The organism is Serratia sp. CC22-02 (assembly GCF_900182895.1).
GTDB classification, from domain to species: domain Bacteria; phylum Pseudomonadota; class Gammaproteobacteria; order Enterobacterales; family Enterobacteriaceae; genus Serratia; species Serratia nevei.
Map to the genome: position 1 here is coordinate 576,356 of NZ_FXUD01000001.1, position 18,214 is coordinate 594,569.

The 18,214-nt window shown below is 58.9% G+C and carries 17 protein-coding genes; 9 read left to right on the plus strand and 8 right to left on the minus strand.

Annotation, left to right across the window (positions count from 1 at the left end):
• Positions 1-9 precede the first annotated feature (9 nt).
• Both QOL81_RS02770 and QOL81_RS02775 read left to right on the plus strand, forming a co-directional pair.
• Entirely contained in the window at positions 10-1,650 is a 1,641-nt protein-coding gene (locus QOL81_RS02770) for an ABC1 kinase family protein (RefSeq protein WP_283439645.1), read from the plus strand.
• 152 nt (positions 1,651-1,802) lie between these two features.
• Positions 1,803-2,366 (plus strand): lipoprotein, encoded by a 564-nt coding sequence (locus tag QOL81_RS02775; RefSeq protein WP_004927555.1) that lies wholly within the window; start codon positions 1,803-1,805, stop codon positions 2,364-2,366.
• A gap of 56 nt (positions 2,367-2,422) precedes the next feature.
• Here QOL81_RS02775 and yebF read toward each other — a convergent pair whose 3' ends face one another.
• The 5 genes from yebF to cspE all read right to left on the minus strand — a co-directional run bounded on the left by yebF (position 2,423) and on the right by cspE (position 5,352).
• A complete protein-coding gene (gene yebF / locus QOL81_RS02780; RefSeq protein WP_060423958.1) occupies positions 2,423-2,782 on the minus strand; it encodes a protein YebF in 360 nt (119 codons plus the stop codon).
• Between the two features lie 70 nt (positions 2,783-2,852).
• A complete protein-coding gene (gene yqfB / locus QOL81_RS02785) occupies positions 2,853-3,161 on the minus strand; it encodes a N(4)-acetylcytidine aminohydrolase (protein WP_060423960.1) in 309 nt (102 codons plus the stop codon).
• A 39-nt stretch (positions 3,162-3,200) separates the two neighbouring features.
• Positions 3,201-3,524, minus strand: coding sequence for a YebG family protein (locus tag QOL81_RS02790; RefSeq protein ID WP_060423963.1), 324 nt, complete (start codon positions 3,522-3,524; stop codon positions 3,201-3,203).
• Between the two features lie 88 nt (positions 3,525-3,612).
• The gene (gene dbpA / locus QOL81_RS02795; RefSeq protein ID WP_060423966.1) at positions 3,613-4,995 is read right to left on the minus strand and encodes an ATP-dependent RNA helicase DbpA; all 1,383 of its coding nucleotides are present in this window, start codon (positions 4,993-4,995) and stop codon (positions 3,613-3,615) included.
• Positions 4,996-5,142: 147 nt separating this feature from the next.
• The gene (gene cspE / locus QOL81_RS02800; RefSeq protein WP_004927572.1) at positions 5,143-5,352 is read right to left on the minus strand and encodes a transcription antiterminator/RNA stability regulator CspE; all 210 of its coding nucleotides are present in this window, start codon (positions 5,350-5,352) and stop codon (positions 5,143-5,145) included.
• 246 nt (positions 5,353-5,598) lie between these two features.
• Here cspE and purT point away from each other — a divergent pair, with 246 nt between their 5' ends.
• Entirely contained in the window at positions 5,599-6,777 is a 1,179-nt protein-coding gene (purT, locus tag QOL81_RS02805; protein WP_060423968.1) for a formate-dependent phosphoribosylglycinamide formyltransferase, read from the plus strand.
• A gap of 34 nt (positions 6,778-6,811) precedes the next feature.
• Here purT and QOL81_RS02810 read toward each other — a convergent pair whose 3' ends face one another.
• Both QOL81_RS02810 and QOL81_RS02815 read right to left on the minus strand, forming a co-directional pair.
• Positions 6,812-7,057: a YoaH family protein gene (locus QOL81_RS02810; RefSeq protein ID WP_049202444.1), complete on the minus strand. Its 246-nt coding sequence runs from the start codon at positions 7,055-7,057 to the stop codon at positions 6,812-6,814.
• A gap of 70 nt (positions 7,058-7,127) precedes the next feature.
• Positions 7,128-8,129 carry a glycosyltransferase gene (locus QOL81_RS02815; RefSeq protein WP_060423969.1) on the minus strand — a complete coding sequence of 334 codons (1,002 nt, stop codon included), beginning with the start codon at positions 8,127-8,129 and terminating at the stop codon, positions 7,128-7,130.
• 529 nt (positions 8,130-8,658) lie between these two features.
• Here QOL81_RS02815 and pabB point away from each other — a divergent pair.
• From pabB to QOL81_RS02835, 4 genes are all read left to right on the plus strand, one after another.
• The gene (gene pabB / locus QOL81_RS02820; protein WP_060424112.1) at positions 8,659-10,032 is read left to right on the plus strand and encodes an aminodeoxychorismate synthase component 1; all 1,374 of its coding nucleotides are present in this window, start codon (positions 8,659-8,661) and stop codon (positions 10,030-10,032) included.
• Complete coding sequence (locus tag QOL81_RS02825; protein ID WP_060423972.1) at positions 10,029-10,607, plus strand: CoA pyrophosphatase; 579 nt, start codon at positions 10,029-10,031, stop codon at positions 10,605-10,607. The genes pabB and QOL81_RS02825 overlap by 4 nt, the downstream gene beginning before the upstream one ends.
• Before the next feature lie 446 nt (positions 10,608-11,053).
• Positions 11,054-12,418: an L-serine ammonia-lyase gene (gene sdaA, locus QOL81_RS02830; protein WP_060423975.1), complete on the plus strand. Its 1,365-nt coding sequence runs from the start codon at positions 11,054-11,056 to the stop codon at positions 12,416-12,418.
• A 268-nt stretch (positions 12,419-12,686) separates the two neighbouring features.
• Positions 12,687-14,273 (plus strand): EAL domain-containing protein, encoded by a 1,587-nt coding sequence (locus QOL81_RS02835; protein WP_283439646.1) that lies wholly within the window; start codon positions 12,687-12,689, stop codon positions 14,271-14,273.
• Positions 14,274-14,289: 16 nt separating this feature from the next.
• On the opposite strand, the gene QOL81_RS02840 is transcribed toward QOL81_RS02835, so the two are convergent.
• Positions 14,290-15,834: a TerC family protein gene (locus QOL81_RS02840; RefSeq protein WP_049195011.1), complete on the minus strand. Its 1,545-nt coding sequence runs from the start codon at positions 15,832-15,834 to the stop codon at positions 14,290-14,292.
• Positions 15,835-16,396: 562 nt separating this feature from the next.
• Here QOL81_RS02840 and manX point away from each other — a divergent pair.
• Positions 16,397-17,356, plus strand: coding sequence for a PTS mannose transporter subunit IIAB (gene manX, locus QOL81_RS02845; protein WP_033654424.1), 960 nt, complete (start codon positions 16,397-16,399; stop codon positions 17,354-17,356).
• A gap of 55 nt (positions 17,357-17,411) precedes the next feature.
• Complete coding sequence (locus tag QOL81_RS02850) at positions 17,412-18,212, plus strand: PTS mannose/fructose/sorbose transporter subunit IIC (RefSeq protein ID WP_033634888.1); 801 nt, start codon at positions 17,412-17,414, stop codon at positions 18,210-18,212.
• The last annotated feature ends 2 nt before the right edge of the window (positions 18,213-18,214 follow it).

An 18,214-nucleotide genomic window follows, 5' to 3' on the forward strand; every position in this document is an offset into this window, starting at 1 on the left:
GGCGTACTGATGTTGAAAATGGTGCTCGCCACCGCTCGCGACCGGGCGCGGCTGAAGGAAATAACCTCCGTTCTGATTCGTTATGGTCTGCAAGACGTTCTGCGCCTGCTGGGCCTGGGAGCCTTGTTGCGCGGCGCCCGCGGTGAATCTGCCCCGCAGGATGCACAAACCCTGCCTGAGCGTCTGCGCGAAGCGCTCGAAGCGCTGGGCCCCACCTTCGTCAAATTCGGTCAGATCCTGGCCACGCGCTCTGATCTGCTGGACCCGGCCTGGACCGACGAACTGGATCGCCTGCACAGCCAGGCGGCGGTGTTGCCATGGGAAACGCTGGCGCCGCAAATCATCGCCGATCTGGGGGGCGAGCCGGAACAGCGATTTGCCGAATTCGATCGCATGCCGCTGGCCGCGGCGTCGATGGCGCAAATCTACCGCGCACGCTTGCACAGCGGCGAGCAAGTGGTGGTAAAAGTGCTGCGGCCCGGTCTGGCGAAAACCATCCACGCCGATCTGCGGCTGCTGGCCTCGCTGGCGGAGACCGTGGAGCAGCAGAGCCCGGCGCTGGCGCGCTATCGGCCGCGGCAGATGGTCCGAGCGTTGGCAACGGCGCTCAATCACGAGCTGGACTTGACCCACGAAGGGCATAACTGCGACCGCGTTGCCGGGATGTTCGCGCGTCAACCCGACGTGATGGTGCCAAAAATCTATTGGCAATACTCTTCTCCCCGCCTGTTAGTGCAGGAATACTTGCCCGGCACCGCGCCGGAAAGCCCTGAACAGCTGGCGGCGGCAGGCTTTGACGGCCCGCTGCTGGCGCAACGCGGCGCCCGCGCCTTTATGAGCATGGTGCTGGAGCATCGGCTGTATCACGCCGATCCGCACCCCGGCAACGTCATGGCACTGAGCGGTGACCGCGTCGGTTTTATCGACTTCGGCATGGTGGGCCAGCTGTCCGAGCGGCGGCGCAACCAGTTGCTCCTGCTGCTGCAGGCCATCGCCGATCGCCAGTCCGAAGGCATCGTCAACACGCTGATCGCCTGGTCGGACAGCGAACCGTTGGACCTGATGGATCTGGAGTTGGCGGCACAAAACTTTCTCGACAAACAGGCCGCCACCACCCTGACGCTGGGTAAAGCCTTGACCGACCTGCTGGTGATGGCGCGCGAACACCAGTTGGCGCTGCCGCCCGATCTGGTGCTACTGTTCAAGGCATTAATCACCGCCGACGGCGTGCTGCATCGTCTGGATCCAAACTTCGACATCGTGGCCACGCTCAAGCCGATGCTGCAACAAACGGTGCTGCAGCGCTACGCCCCCGACGCCGTGCGCCAGCGGCTGTTGGCCCTGGGTGGGGAAACGCTCGATGCCGGAGAAGAGCTGCCGCAAACGCTGCGGCTATTGGTTCGCCGCCTAAAACGCGGGCGGCTCAATGCCGATATCAACGTCAGTAACCTCGGCCAGCTGAGCAAAGCGCTGGAACGCGCCGCCGTCACCCTGGCCATCGCCATCGTCACCGCCGCTTTTGCCCTGGGGCTGGCGCCTTATCTGATGCATTCGTCGCTGCGACTGTGGGGCATTCCGCTGTTCCCGCTGTTGGGGGGCGCAGCCTGCCTGGCCGGCGTGATTCTCTTGGCGCTGCGGCTGCGGCGCTGACGCTTTCGGCGTTATCCGATAGGTCTCGCCCGCTTTTGCGCGCACTATCCTCTGCACATCGCCGCCTGCCGTTTTCACGCGCAGGCGGAACGTTTATAATGATTAATCAATTATCTGCAGCACTTTTCGCCAGCAGTCGCAATGAGGCATTAATGAAGAAGATCCTGATGGGCGCAGCCGCCCTGCTGTTCGCCGGCGTATTGGCCGGTTGCAATCAACTGACCCAATACACCCTGAGCGAGCAGGAAGTGAATGATTACCTGCAGAAACACAATGATTATCAGAAGCAGATCGGCGTGCCCGGCCTGGTGGACGCCAACATCGTGCTGACGCAGCTGCAAAGCCAGATCGGCCGCAGCGAGCCGGGTAAAGTCACCCTTTCCGGCGACGCCAAGGTCAACATCACGTCGATTCTCGGCCCGCAGGCGGCGGACCTGAAGCTGACGCTGAAAGCACAGCCGGTTTACGACCGTGCACAGGGCGCCATTTACCTGAAGGATATGGAGTTGACCGATTACAGCGTGCAGCCGGAAAAAATGCAGACGGTAATGAAAGCGCTGACGCCATACCTGAACCAGTCGCTGAAATCTTACTTCGACCAAAAGCCGGCTTATGTGCTGAATCCTGACAACAGCAAAACCGAAGCGCTGGCGAAAAAACTGGCGAAGGGATTGGAAGTGAAACCGGGTGAGTTGGTGATCCCGTTTAGCGACTGACCGCGTCTTGATGTATCAAGCCCGCCGAGCGGCGGGCTTTTTATTGCGGGAAAGTATTACTGCGGCGCGCTGTAGGCAATCTCGCCGGTGTTGCAGTTGAGCGTCACGTTGTAGGTTTTATCCATCTTGGTACCCCGCACCGTCAGCGGCACCTGCCACACCTGATCCTTGCCGGTGATGGCATCCGGGCTGACCCAGGCGATCGGGGTTGCGGTGCCCAGCAGCTTTTTGTCCGCCTCCCAGCGCGTGATGCGGTTCTGCAAGAAATCACGCTTGACCTGAGCGGCAATATCCGCCGGCTGCAGACCGGCACACTGCCCCACCTTGGCGGTGCGTTGCTCTTGATCCTGCGCCCACACCGCAGTCGATGCTCCCATCATGGCCAACAAGGCGATAGCCAAACCCGTTTTTTTCATATGTCCTCCCGTTGTGATTAGCGCTATCCGGGCGCCCATCCCTGGCTCACAACAGGGTTTCGGCAAAGAGTTACCGTTTGACGAACTCGATGACAAACAGCGCATCCAGGCCCGGATAGATTTCCTTGATCACCTGCTTCAGCTCGCTCAGCGACATGTTCTCCTGCTGTGCGTGGCGTTCGGTCAGCGCATCCAGGCGCACCGGCGTTACCGACAGCACTTCGATAAAGCAGAAAAATACGCCGTCTTCATTGCGGCTTACGCGCAATACCTCGCCCGGTTCGAAGTGCGACTCACTGGCATCCCGAATGGTGATGGTTTTGCGCCCAGCCAGAATGTCTTGCTCAAAGCGGCTGAAGAAAGTTATTTCACGGCTCATTTTAGATCCTTTTTCATCACAACACCGCAACATAAGTCATTATGCCGCTTGCTTTTCTGACGCAGATCCCTCTTTTGAGTTAGAGACCGTTTTTTTCGCTTTCGCTTCCGTCGGTTTTTTGCCGGTTTCCGCCGGTGATGCGCCGCGCAGAATCAGACCCAGTGCGTCCTTATTCTCTGCCAGGAAGAAGCTCAGCCCTTCGCGCTGTTCGTCGTCCAGGTTCAGCGGCGCCTGTTGCAGCCACTCTCCGAGGTTATCCGCCAAATCCAGCATTTTGTCGTAGGCGTCGGCTTCTTTCTTGCTCGCGAAAGTCATTTTTTCCTCACCGTTTCTCACCACCACATATTTAACTTCAACCGCCATGTGTGCGTCCTCAAATACTCAAATAACTGTAATTATATACAGTATAAATAGATAGCGGCGGGAAGGCAAACCGCCACCCGCCTTCGGCTTATTTCAGCAGCCGCACCTTGCAGCTCTTGCCTTTGATTTTGCCCTGTTGCAGCTGCTGCAGCGCCTTGCGCGCGCTGGCTTTACGGATCGCGACGTAGGCATGCACCGGGAACATGTCGATCTTGCCCACTTCCGCCGCCGTCAGCCCGGCATCGCCGGTCAGCGCGCCAAGGATATCGCCGGGGCGGATCTTCGCCTTACGGCCGCCGTCGATGCACAGCGTCACCATCTCCGCCTCCAGCGAACCGTTGGCGGCCCCGCTCAGCTCGGACACCGGCGCCCAGGCAATGGTCATCTGCAGGTAGTCTTCAATCGCGTGCGCCCGCGCCATTTCCTGCGGCGTGCACAGGCTGATCGCCAGCCCGCTCATGCCGGCGCGGCCGGTACGACCGATACGGTGCACATGCACTTCAGGATCGAACGCCAGTTCGTAGTTAACCACCAGCTCCAGCTCTTTGATATCCAGCCCGCGAGCGGCGACGTCGGTCGCTACCAACACCCGGCAACTGCGGTTGGCAAAACGCACCAACACCTGGTCGCGGTCGCGCTGCTCCAGATCGCCATGCAGCGCCAGTGCGCTGATACCGCGGGCCTCCAGGGCCTCAAGCACCGTTTGGCAATCGCGTTTGGTATTGCAGAACACCACGCAGGACGCGGGTTGATGATAACGAATGGCCGACACCAGCAGCGCCGGCCGCTGATCGCGCGTGGTCTCATAGAAACGTTGTTCGATGGCGGTCTGCGCTTCGTCATCGTCCACTTCGACGCTCAGCGGCTGACGCTGAACGCGCTCGCTGATGCGTTCGATACCCGCCGGGTAGGTAGCGGAAAACAGCAGCGTCTGACGCTGCGGCGGCGTGTAGCTGATCACATCGTCGATGTCGTCGGCGAAGCCCATGTCCAGCATACGGTCGGCCTCATCCAGCACCAGCACCTTCAGCTCGTCCAGCAACAGCGTTTTCTTGCGCAGGTGTTCCTGGATGCGGCCCGGCGTTCCCACCACGATATGCGGCGCGTGCACCAGCGAATCGAGCTGTGGCCCCATCGGTTGGCCGCCGCACAGCGTCAGGATTTTGATGTTCTGCGTGAAGCGCGCCAGGCGGCGCAGTTCTTTGCTCACCTGATCGGCCAGCTCGCGGGTGGGACAGAGCACCAGCGCCTGCGTGGCAACCTGAGCAACGACGATGTTATTCAGCAAACCAATGCCGAACGCCGCCGTTTTACCGCTACCGGTTTTCGCCTTGGCGCGCACGTCTCGCCCTTGCAGGATGGCGGGCAACGCGGCGGCCTGCACCGGCGTCATTTTGGCGTACCCCAGTTCGTTGAGGTTGGCCAACTGTTCGGCTGGCAGAGGCAGGGAAGAAAAAGAAACTGTGCTCACGGCGATAACTCTTATATGACGAATGGAATGGCGGCGCGCCCGCAGGCTGGCGCCGAATCAGCGGTAAATGATAACAGAGATGGGCGGCGTTACGGGCAGCGGGCATAAAAAAACCCGCCGGCGGCGGGTTTCTTGGCGGCTCAGTCGTTAAATAGCAACGACGTTGGCTGCGGCTGGGCCACGTTGGCTGTCCTGGATGGAGAACTCAACCTGCTGGCCTTCAGCCAGGGTCTTGAAACCATCGCTAACGATAGCGGAAAAATGAACGAAAACGTCTTTAGAGCCGTCGGCAGGCGTGATGAAGCCGAAACCTTTGCTTTCGTTGAACCATTTAACGTGACCAGTGATCTTGCTCATTTGTGTTTCCTTTACTTGATAAACCTGCCTTGACGGCACGAGACGCGAAAACCTTGCTATATGTAGGCCTTCTTTCGCCGTCGCTTATTAACGCACAATCGCCCATGCAGGGCAAATATTTCTGCTTGTTATAAAAACAGTCAGTTAGCAACAAACTTGGCGCGGCGGCTGCGCACGCAATCGTTTTCGTATATACTGCCCGCCGATCATCAATCCGCTTACTTTCACCGATCCAGGTACGAAACTATGTTAACGATTGGAACCGCCCTGCGCCCTTCCGCCACCCGCGTTATGTTGCTCGGCTCCGGGGAGCTGGGTAAAGAAGTCGCCATTGAATGCCAGCGCCTCGGTCTGGAAGTGATCGCCGTCGATCGCTATCCCGACGCCCCCGCCATGCATGTGGCGCACCGCAGCCACGTCATCAATATGCTGGACGGTGACGCGCTGAAAGCCGTTATCGAACAAGAGCGGCCGGACTATATCGTTCCCGAAATCGAAGCGATCGCCACCGCCATGCTGGTCGAACTTGAACGCCAGGGCCACCGCGTAGTGCCCTGCGCCGAAGCCACCCGCCTGACGATGAACCGTGAAGGCATCCGCCGCCTGGCGGCGGAAGAGCTTGGCCTGCCCACCTCCAGCTATCGCTTTGCCGACAGCGAGGCGACTTTCCAGCAGGCGGTCGAACACATCGGCTATCCGTGCATCGTCAAACCGGTGATGAGCTCTTCCGGCAAGGGGCAAAGCCTGATCCGCACGCCTGAACAACTGCAAAGCGCCTGGGATTACGCCCAACAGGGCGGCCGCGCCGGCGGCGGCCGGGTGATCGTCGAAGGGCTGGTAAGATTCGATTTTGAAATTACGTTGCTGACCATCAGCGCCGTGGACGGCGTGCACTTCTGCGAGCCGATCGGCCATCGTCAGGAGGATGGGGACTATCGCGAATCCTGGCAGCCGCAACTGATGTCGGCGACGGCGCTGAGCCGGGCCCAGGCTATCGCGGAGAAAGTGGTGAAAGCCTTGGGCGGTTTCGGGCTGTTCGGCGTGGAGCTGTTCGTCTGTGGCGACGAAGTGATCTTCAGCGAGGTGTCACCGCGCCCGCACGATACCGGCATGGTCACGTTGATTTCACAGGATCTGTCCGAGTTCGCCCTGCACGTTCGCGCTTTTCTCGGGTTGCCGATCGGCGCCATCCGCCAGTTCGGCCCTTCCGCTTCGGCAGTGATCCTGCCGCAGCTCACCAGCAGCGATGTGCGTTTCAGCGGATTGGAAAATGCGCTGTGCGGGCACAACCAGCTGCGCCTGTTCGGCAAACCGGAGATCGCCGGGCAACGTCGTCTGGGCGTAGCGCTGGCAACGGCGAGCACGACGGAACAGGCGGTGGAGCTGGCGAAACAAGCCGCCGCCGCCGTGGCGGTCAACGGCTGAAACTGACGGGGCCGCTTGCGCGGCCCCGATAACATCAATAGTCTTCGTCTTCTTCAGCATCGTCATCCCGCGACGCCTCCGGTGCGGCATCATGCTGCTCGTCTTCATCATCGTCATCGAACAGTACCGCAACCTGAGCGCCCTGATGCTTCTCACGAATTTCCTGCGCAACGCGAGCAATGGCTTCACCGCTGCTCATGCCCTGCTCCATCAGTTGATGGATGCGATCCGCCGCTTCCTGCTGCTCCGCGTGACTCAGTAATGGCATACCTGCATGCATGTGTCGTTCTCTCCGGCAAAAGGGAGAAGGAGTATACGCGCTAACGCGACGGATCCCAACGTCTTGTGCCTCAGGCCGGTTGCGAACAGCCATTATCGCTGCGCCACTGCTTCAGGCGATGCCGCCACAGCATGACATGCCACCCCTGCTTCACGCCGCGCGCGTTGGCGAACATCGCTCTGTCGATGCCGCGCTGATAAAACTCTTCGGTAATCTGATTCTGGGCGACCGGATCCGGCTCACGGCGAATGCTGTGGCAAATGCCCAACGCTTCACGGGTAATTTGCCAATGAAAAGCCGGACGAATGGCAATGCTGCCAGCATAGCGCAAATTGAGCCGCTCCAGCATTTCGACGATTTTCATATAGTGGCGTTGATAATCCACGTTTGCTTTGCCGGTGCGGCGACGATTGCTGATCGACTTGTCGTGTACCCGTTGACGGTACAGCGGCGTACTTAAATATTTGACCCGTTGGGCATTAAACATGACCTCGGTCGTCCAGGGAATATCCTGATGATGTAATCCCGGTTCAAAATAAAGCCGATGCCGGCGGATAAAATCGAGGCGATATATTGCCAACCATACAACGTGAATAAATTTTCTCGATTTCAATGCACGTTCGAACCACTGTACGCCGGCGATAACGTCGGTGGTCTGTAAACGTGCCTCGGGAAAAATCGGCTGTAATTCGTCTTCACTGGCGAAATAGCGCTCGCCATTGCATTGCATCACGTCTAATTGGTGGAGCTCCGCCTGCTCCAGCAGCGTGGAATACATGTCCGGCGCCAGCAGATCGTCGGCATCGGGAAACGCCACGTATTTTCCCCGGGCCACGGCGAGCCCGGCATTACGCGCGTTAGAAACGCCGGCGTTGGCCTGATCGATGACCCGAATATGCGGATGCGCCGCCGCGTAACGGTGCGCGGTCTCTCCTGAACCGTCGGTAGAACCATCGTTGACGATGATCACCTCCAGGCGTTGTTCGCGTTGGGCCAGCAACGAAGCCAGGAAAGGCTCTAATAATTCTCCCGCATTGTGCATCGGGACGATGACGCTCAGCATTAACGACATAGGCGGCTCTTCAATGATAATGTAACAAAATAATAATTTTATTTTTTTAAAAATATCAATCCATTCAGCGCCAGAGGGGATAAATAGGCCTAAGGCGCTCAGATTTCCGCAACAGGCTAAATAAGATTTATCTTGTTTTGTCTTTTCATGCTTTCAGCAAGAAAAACAGTGTCAAATCAGGCATCCATTTCACTGAGTGGCCCGCGCGACAAAACACAGGCAAAACTTTCCCGCATCACCCAGTTAATAACCATGGGTAACAATAAATTAATGAAATTAACGAATCGTTTTTATATTTCTCGGGTCTTGCGCCCTCGATAAAGCAGGCTTCCAGTTTATTTGACGTTAAATTTTTAACATACCGAAGTATAATGAATGGCGCAAAAAATGCCTTATTTCAGGTTTATTGAACTGCCGTTTATGTGAACTGTGCTGCATGTCTCGCATGGCAAAACATGCATGCCTTAGCCGTCTATGGCACACTAACGCCCAGACATTGCCGTCTTCACAGCCAGGTTTTTTGACGTTCATGAGCGTAACCGCCCCAAACATAAAGTCTTTGCCCTATAGCCGCAGTGCCCTGATGACGCTTTTCGCCCCGCTTTCAGCACAGCCCTGGGCGATGTTGCTGCATTCGGGCTTTGCCGATCACTCGCATAACCGCTTCGATATTCTGGTCGCACAGCCGCGCGTTACGCTCACCACGCGTGGCCCCGACACGGTAATTGAAAGTGACGGCGTCACTACTCAGTCGAAGGAAGATCCGTTTTCCCTGCTGCAGCAGCAGTTGGCAGAGCAAGGTTGGCAGCCGGCCTTTAACCCGGATCTGCCGTTTCAGGGCGGTGCCCTGGGACTGTTCGGCTACGATCTTGGGCGCCGAGTGGAAACCTTGCCGCAGTTGGCCGAAGCCGACCTCGCGTTGCCGGACATGGCGGTGGGCATTTACGACTGGGCAGCTATCGCCGACCACCAATTGCAAACCCTGACGCTGCTCAGCTATGGCGATGTGGAGCAGCGCTGGCGCTGGCTCACTCGCCAAACCGCGCCGGCGGAGCGCCCTTTCACGCTGCATAGCGGCTGGCATGCCAATATGACGCGGCGGCAATACGGCGAGAAGTTCCAACGTGTTCAGCACTACCTGCGCAGCGGCGACTGTTACCAGATTAACCTGGCACAGCGATTCTCCGCCGACTACCAGGGGGACGAATGGCAGGCGTTTTGCCGACTGAGCGCCTGCAACCGTGCGCCGTTCTCAGCCTTCCTGCGGCTGCCGCACAACAGCGTGCTGAGCGTCTCTCCCGAGCGTTTCCTCTGGCTGGAGCAGCAGCGTATCCAAACCCGCCCGATCAAGGGCACGCTGCCGCGGCTGGCGGACGCAGAACAAGACGCCGCACAGGCTCGCCGTTTGGCCGATTCGCCCAAGGACCGCGCTGAAAATCTGATGATCGTCGATCTGCTGCGCAACGATATCGGCCGCGTCGCCCAGCCCGGCAGCGTACGGGTGCCGGAACTGTTCGTCGTGGAGCCGTTCCCGGCGGTACATCACCTGGTGAGCACCATTACCGCCACCCTGCCGGAGCAGGCCTCGGCCACCGAGCTGCTGCGCGCCTGCTTCCCCGGCGGTTCGATCACCGGCGCGCCCAAGGTGCGGGCGATGGAAATCATCGAAGAGCTGGAGCCGCAGCGTCGCAACGCCTATTGCGGCAGCATCGGTTACCTGAGCGCCTGCGGCACCATGGACACCAACATCACCATCCGCACGCTCGTCACCGAAAACGGCCGCATCCACTGCTCCGCCGGCGGCGGCATCGTGGCAGACAGCCAGGAACAGGCGGAATACCAGGAAACCTTCGACAAGGTTGGTCGTATTCTGCCGCAGCTTGGGGAGTACTCCCTGTCGTGATCCCATCGAATTCACCGGCCTCACTGCACGCCTTTATCAGCCGTTTTCAACTGCAGTTACCGCAGGCGGCGCAGATCTCGCACAATGTGCGCCCGGCGGCGGTGCTGATCCCGATCGTTTGCCGCGCCGAGCCCACCTTGCTGTTGACCCGCCGTGCCGATTCGCTGCGTAAACATGCCGGCCAGGTGGCCTTCCCCGGCGGGAAAACCGATGCCGAAGACGGGTCGGCGATCGTCACGGCGCTGCGGGAAGCGCAGGAAGAAGTGGCGATACCGCCACACGCGGTAACCGTCCTCGGCCAAATGGCGCCGCTCGACAGCAGCACCGGATTTCAGGTCACGCCCATCGTCGGCCTCATCCCGCCGGACGTGCAGTTCCACGCCAACGAGGGCGAAGTGGCGGACGTGTTCGAGATGCCCCTGCGGGAAGCGCTGACCCTGTCGCGTTACTACCCGCTGGATATCCATCGCGCCGGCCACACGCACCGCCTTTACCTCTCCTGGTATCACAGCCAGTTTATCTGGGGGCTGACCGCCGCCATTATTCGCCGCCTGGCGCAGCAGGTCAGTATTTGACCCGCATTGCGTGATCTGACTCGCAATCTGGCATGGCCGTCGACGTCCGCTGCAGGTAAAGCGATCGAAATCACTTCATTTGATCGCTTTTTCAACTACCGTTCCGGTTGAATGGTTTTAAAAAAACTGTAAACCCTCTCTTAAACCTTACGAAATACCTGTAAAATACCACCGTCCGAGATAAACCACTGTAGAAACAGGGATTAAGCCGGCGGCGTTCAGCACGGAAAGCTGGCGCGATTACCGTTAATGGAGCTTAGGCGAAAGCGGATACCCCGCTTAAGGGTTCGCCCCGGGTAATCAGCAAAAAAAGCGACACCACGGATTATTTAATTTCATGCGAAAAAGGCAGCCGAACCCGTACGGCCCTTTTACAATATCGCTGTTCCCTGCGCGGTTTTTAACCGCCGCAGCCATAACAATACGTCTCTTTAAGGAGTTTTAGCGTGATTAGCGTTTTCGACATGTTTAAGATCGGCATCGGCCCGTCCAGCTCTCATACGGTTGGACCGATGAAAGCCGGCAAACAGTTTGTCGACGATCTGGTAAATAAAGGCCTGATGCCTTCTATCACGCGTGTTGCCGTAGACGTTTACGGCTCACTCTCATTGACCGGTAAAGGTCACCATACCGATATCGCCATCATTCTCGGCCTGGCCGGCAATATGCCGGACACCGTCGATATCGATAGCATTCCGGGTTTTATTCGCGATGTAGAGCAACGTCAACGCCTGATGCTGGCCAACGGCCTGCATGAAGTCGATTTCCCGCGCGACGGCGGCATGGTCTTCCGCAGCGACAACCTGCCGCTGCATGAGAACGGCATGCAGATCCACGCCTTCGCCGGCGAGAAAGAAGTGTACAGCAAGACCTACTACTCCATCGGCGGCGGCTTCATCGTCGACGAGGAGAACTTTGGCAAGGCCGGCGAGCAAGAGCTGAAAATGCCTTATCCGTTCAACTCCGCGCGCGAAATGCTCGACCACTGCCGCGAGACCGGCCTGTCGCTGTCCGGCATGGTGATGCAGAACGAGCTGGCGCTGCACAGCAAGCAAGAGATCGACACCTACTTCGGTAACGTCTGGCAAACCATGCGTGCCTGTATCGATCGCGGTCTGAACACCGAAGGCGTGCTGCCGGGGCCGCTGCGCGTGCCGCGCCGTGCCTCCGCGCTGCGCCGCATGCTGGTGGCGTCGGACAAACTGTCCAACGATCCGATGAACGTAATCGACTGGGTCAACATGTTCGCGCTGGCGGTGAACGAAGAGAACGCCGCCGGCGGCCGCGTGGTCACCGCGCCGACCAACGGCGCCTGCGGCATCGTGCCCGCGGTGCTGGCTTACTACGATCACTTCATCGAATCCGTCAGCCCGGATATCTATATCCGCTACTTTATGGCGGCAGGCGCCATCGGCGCGCTGTACAAGATGAACGCTTCCATTTCCGGCGCCGAAGTTGGCTGCCAGGGTGAAGTCGGCGTGGCCTGCTCCATGGCGGCGGCCGGTCTGGCCGAGCTGCTGGGCGGCAGCCCTGAACAGGTGTGCGTGGCGGCGGAGATCGGCATGGAACACAACCTGGGTCTGACCTGCGACCCGGTTGCCGGCCAGGTACAGGTACCGTGCATCGAGCGCAACGCCATCGCTTCGGTCAAGGCGATCAACGCCGCCCGCATGGCCCTGCGCCGCACCAGCGAGCCGCGCGTTTCGCTGGATAAGGTGATCGAGACCATGTACGAAACCGGCAAAGACATGAACGCCAAGTACCGCGAAACGTCACGCGGCGGCCTGGCGATCAAGGTGCAATGCGACTGACAGACAACCCCGCCGCCCGGCGGGGTTTTTTATGGGTAATCAATTCATTGACCGCTTTTAGTGACAATGTCACCAGAAAATATCCTGCATTTTTCTCATCGATCGGGCGGTTAGCCTGCAAATTGGCCTTCTGTTTTACCATACTGAAATAATTTACTGAGTTACCATCAATCTTGTATAACCTCAGGCTAGAATTAGCCGAGCGCAACTTAAGGATCTATGGCCTGACTGTGACTCGGAGCTGGATTACCGAACAAGGATTTACCGGATGTTGATGGCCCACCTCGCCGCGTCCCGATATCGTTACTACCGTTGGCTGCTGGCCGGAGCGGTGGGCGTGGCTATTCTGTTGGTATCGCTGTATACCCGTTACTATCAAGAGGTCAAAAGCATCGAGCAGAGCCAGCAGACGTTGGCTACCCGCACCGTCGGCAAGATCAACCAATTGCTGACGCCAGCGCAGATGCAGGCGGAACGCAGTATGGACATGCTGGACCAACCCTGCGAAAACGTTTCATCGACCCTGCGCTTTCGCGCCGCGCAAAATCAGGCGCTACGCGCGATGTTGCTGGTGAAAAACGGTGTTATTTACTGCTCCAGCCTGTTTGGCACCCGTCATTATCAGCTGGCCGCGGTGATGCCCACCTTCGTCGACAGCAACGCCAGGCTGGCGCTGCGCCCCTCACTGGCGGTCAGCAAAGGCCTGCCCACGCTGGTGATGTGGACGCCATCCCCCCGTGATAAAACCAGCGGCGTGCTGCACGTATTCAATATCGAGCTGCTGTCCAACTTTTTACTCGAACCGCAAGAGCCTTACGTTCAGCGAGTGGTCCTGAACGTGGACGACAGCAGCCTGGAATATGGCCGCCGCGAAATCCTGAGCCGCGACACCCTGACCAACGACCTGCGCTACACCGCCGGCTCCGCGCTGTACCCGTTCTCGATTTCACTGTTCGGCCCACAGATCGGCATGCTGGCGCTGTCCGCATTGCCGCGCCATATCCCGCTGGCGCTGTTGATCAGCCTGCTGGCGGCCTATGTGGTCTATCTGCTCACCGCCAACCGCATGAGCCTGTCTTACCACATCGGCCATGCCATCACTCATCGGGAGTTCCGCGTCTACTGTCAGCCTATCATCCACAGCGACACCGGGCGCTGCGCTGGCGTCGAGATGCTGCTGCGTTGGAAAAAGAAGCGACAAGGATGGATCTCGCCTGACGTGTTTATTCCGCTGGCCGAGCAGCATGAGCTCATCATTCCGCTCACTCGCTACCTGATGAACACCGTGACGGAAAATCTGCAGCTGTTCCCGCCACGACCGTCCTTCTACATCAGCATCAACGTCGCCGCCGAGCACTTTAAAACGCTCAACATCATCGACGATATCCGCCAGATTTGGCTGCCGGCGCACCCGATGCCCTCATTGATGCTGGAGCTGACCGAACGCACCGCGCTGTCGGCGATCCAGTATGACCAGATCCGCACGCTGAAAGACATGGGGATCATGCTGGCCATCGACGATTTCGGCACCGGCCACAGCTCGCTGAGCTACCTGAAAAACCTCAGTCCGGACGTCTTGAAGATCGATCGCGGGTTTACCGCCGCCATCGGCACCGATGCGGTCAACGCCACGGTGACCGACACCATCATTACGCTGGCGCAGCGCCTGAAGCTGAAACTGGTGGCAGAGGGGGTGGAAACGGAGGAACAGGCCGACTATCTGCGCTCACGCGAGGTCAATGCCCTGCAGGGGTATTATTTCGCCAAGCCGATGCCGATTCATGTTTTCCCGCTGTGGCTGCAGCAGTACGAATCGCGCGTCAGGAAAGCGGAAGAGGATCCGCCGGAGGCCTGAGCCCCCGGCGGGAGGGTTACGCGTGCGCCGGATCGTCCAGGGCGACGCGGGTAACGCGCACCAGTTCGATACGGTATTCGGACACCTCAACGATATCGAAACGCAGGTGGTTCAGCTCGATGGTATCTCCCGCCACCGGCATCTGCCCGTAGTGGGCCAACAGCAGCCCCGCCAGGGTGGCGTAGTCGGCGGTGGGGCTGACCAGATCATCGCAGGCCAGCGCCTGTTCCAGCGAGTGCAGATCGGTTCCGCCCTTCACCAGCCAGCCGTCGCCTTCCGCCACGATGTCCGGCGTTTCGTCCTCGTCCGGGAATTCACCGGCAATCGCTTCCAGCACGTCCAGCGGCGTCACCAGCCCCTGCACGACGCCGAACTCATTGGTGACCACCACCAGACGCCCTTTGGCGCGACGCAGCACCGCCAGCAGCTTGATGACGTCCATGGTTTCCGGCACCACGATCGGCGGCGTGCGGGCGGCGAACTCGGCGATGTCTTCACCCTGCTCCAGCGCCACCAGCAGATCCTTGGCGCGTACCACGCCGACAATCTCATCCACCGAATCACGACACACCGGGAACAGGCTGTGCGGCGTATCCAGCAGCTGTGCGCGTACCTCCTCGCGGGAGCGCTCGCAGTCGACCCAGGAAATGTCGGTGCGCGGCGTCATCACGCTGCGCAATGAACGCGAGGCCAGCGTCAACACGCCGCTGATCATATAGCGCTCTTCCGCCGCAAAGGTTTCATCCCTCGGCAAGGCGACCGCATCGTCCGTCTGCTGTGTACGCTGCTGCCCCATCAGGCGCATGATCGCTTCCGCGGTGCGCTCGCGCATCGGGCGACGCGCTTGATGCTTGATGAAGTTGCGACGCGCGATCTGGTTGAACAATTCAATCAGGATCGAGAAGCCGATAGCGGCATACAGGTAGCCTTTAGGAATGTGCAAACCGAAGCCTTCGGCGATCAGGCTAAGGCCAATCATCAACAGGAAACTCAGGCACAGCACCACGATGGTCGGGTGCGCGTTGACGAAGTTGGTCAACGGCTTCGACGCCAACAGCATCACCGCCATCGCGATCACCACCGCCGCCATCATCACCGGCAGATCGTTCACCATACCCACGGCGGTAATCACCGCATCGAGCGAAAACACCGCGTCAAGGATCACGATCTGCACCACCACCGCCCAGAACTTGGCGTAACCGCGGTTGGCGCCGTCCTGGTGCGTCTGCCCTTCCAGCCGTTCGTGCAGCTCCATGGTCGCCTTGAACAGCAGGAACACCCCGCCGAACAGCAGGATCAAATCGCGGCCGGAGAAGCTGAAATCGCCGACGCTGAACAGCGGCGTAGTCAGGGTTACCATCCAGGAGATCACCGACAGCAGGCCCAAACGCATCAGCAACGCCAGCGACAGGCCAATGATGCGCGCCTTATCGCGCTGCTTCGGCGGCAGCTTGTCGGCCAAAATGGCGATGAACACCAGGTTGTCGATGCCCAGCACGATTTCCAGCACCACCAGCGTAAGCAACCCCGCCCAAATAGAGGGGTCCATTAAAAATTCCATATCAGACTCCAGAGAAAAGTGGGAATGAGCGCACACCGCTCAGACGTGACGATGCCGCCGCTGCATGGGCGCAGTCGACAATAGCAAAGTGACGGGATGGGGTTACCGGGAGATGGCCGAATGGCCGAACAGCATATGCAACGCCAGCAGGTGGCGGGTGAAACCTGGTAAAACAGTAACTTCGGTGACAGTCCATAGGGAGGGCTGAGGCCCTTCACTCCTTAGTGATGAAAGAGGAAATTACTGTATCAGGATTTTTCTGGGGGACAAAGCGGCTTTTTCAACGGCGGTTTAGCATGGCGCCGCGCCGTATCATCTGCGACAGCTAAGATTTATCCGAGCATTCAATAACGGAGCAGCGTCACAAAAAATATTTTTTCACTCACTAAAATAAATGTCGCGTTCGTGAAGCATCACGCACAGGCATTTGAAACTGCGTGAGAAATGTTAGGCGTGCGTTTCTTTTTTTCTACCATAATGTATCTGAACCGCGGAAGTGACTGCCAAGACGGCGCGGAGAAACGACACAAACCGCGCCTGGAGTTCAACGAGGAGGTAGCGAGTGGCAATAGCTATTATCATCGGCACACACGGGGCTGCAGCGGAACAACTGCTGAAAACGGCGGAGATGCTATTGGGCGAGCAGGACAACGTCGCCTTTATAGACTTCGTTCCCGGTGAGAATGCCGAAACGTTAATCGTCAAGTACAACGAAAAAATCAGTGGGTTGGATACCAGCGGCGGCGTGCTGTTCCTGGTGGATACCTGGGGCGGCAGCCCGTTCAACGCCGCCAGCCGCATTGCGGTCGACAAAGAAAACTATGAGGTCGTCACCGGGGTCAACATTCCGATGCTGGTGGAAACCTTCATGGCGCGGGACGACAACCCCGCCTTCGATGAACTGGTGGCGCTGGCGTTGGAAACCGGCCGCGAAGGCGTGAAAGCGCTGAAAAAACCGCAGGAAGAACCCGCAAAACCCGCAGCACCCGTCGCCAAAGCCGCTGCCCCTCAGGCGCCGCTGGGGCCGAACGACCACATGAAAATCGGCCTGGCGCGCATCGATGACCGTTTGATTCACGGCCAGGTCGCCACCCGCTGGACCAAAGAAACCAACGTCAGCCGCATTATCGTCGTCAGCGATGAAGTCGCCGCCGACCATGTGCGCAAAACCCTGCTGACCCAGGTCGCCCCGCCGGGCGTCACCGCTCACGTGGTGGACGTGGCGAAGGCGATCCGCGTTTGGAACAACCCGAAGTACGCCAACGACCGCGTAATGCTGCTGTTTACCAACCCGACCGACGTCTTGCGTCTGGTGGAAGGCGGCGTGGATATTCAATCCGTCAATATCGGCGGCATGGCGTTCCGCCAGGGGAAAACCCAGGTGAACAACGCCGTTTCCGTCGATGAAAAAGATATCGAAGCGTTTAAGAAACTGAACGATCGCGGTATCGAGCTGGAGGTGCGTAAGGTCTCGTCCGACAGCCGGCTAAAAATGATGGACCTGATTAACAAACTCAATTAGTGGCGCCAGCCGCTGATTATTTTACTCAGAGCTTTTTGGTCATAGGAGAAGTGCAATGGAGATCACCACTCTTCAGATTGTGCTGATATTTATCGTTGCCTGTATCGCCGGGATGGGTTCCGTCCTCGACGAGTTTCAGTTCCACCGTCCGCTGGTCGCCTGTACCCTGATCGGCTTCATTCTCGGCGATATGAAAACCGGCATCATTATCGGCGGTACGCTGGAAATGATTGCCCTGGGCTGGATGAACATCGGTGCGGCAGTCGCGCCGGATGCCGCCCTGGCGTCCATCATCTCGACCATTCTGGTCATCGCCGGCGGGCAAAGCGTCGGCGCCGGTATCGCCCTGGCCATTCCGCTGGCGGCGGCCGGCCAGGTGTTGACCATCATCGTACGTACCCTCACCGTGGCCTTCCAGCACGCGGCGGACAGCGCGGCGGAGCGCGGCAGCCTGCGGGCCATCACCTGGATCCACATCGGCGCCCTGCTGCTGCAGGCGATGCGTATCGCCATTCCGGCGGTCATCGTCGCCATCTCGGTTGGCACCGCCGGCGTACACGCCCTGCTCAACTCGATCCCGGAAGTGGTCACCAGCGGCCTGAACATCGCCGGCGGCATGATCGTGGTGGTCGGTTACGCGATGGTGATTAACATGATGCGCGCCGGCTACCTGATGCCGTTCTTCTACCTTGGTTTCGTGACCGCCGCCTTCACCAACTTCAACCTGGTGGCGCTCGGCGTCATCGGCGTGGTGATGGCCGTGCTGTATATCCAGCTCAGCCCGAAATACAACAAGTCCCAGGTTGTCCAGGCCGGCCCGGCTAATGCGAACGATCTCGATAACGAACTCGACTAGGA